The sequence below is a fragment of the Arthrobacter sp. 260 genome, assembly GCF_013116745.1.
Lineage (GTDB): Bacteria > Actinomycetota > Actinomycetes > Actinomycetales > Micrococcaceae > Arthrobacter_D.
Window position 1 is genome coordinate 1 of record NZ_JABFOE010000074.1, and the last position, 251, is coordinate 251.

Annotated in this window: 1 protein-coding gene; it reads left to right on the plus strand. The window is 54.6% G+C overall.

The window, feature by feature from the left end; genetic code table 11:
• Positions 1–251 (plus strand): hypothetical protein (locus tag HMI57_RS18930; protein WP_216607709.1); only part of this gene is annotated, 251 nt, incomplete at both ends.

Genomic DNA, 251 nt, shown 5'->3' on the forward strand with positions numbered 1-251 from the left:
GTTCAAGGTCGGACGGATCGGGGCCCAGAGCGGTGTTCAGGTTTCTATACCCACTGGGCAGGCCATTGAACTGTCTCTGACGGTCACGGTGGACGAGCGTAAAAACCCTCAACCTGATGGTAATAAGGGGCGTGCCGGACGCTTTCTTATTGTCTTTTCCAATGGGCAGGGGGAAACTCTCTCGATCGGGTTTGATGCTTTCTCTGCGCAGCTCTGGTTGGATCGTGGTGATCTGCATGGTTTCTCACAGC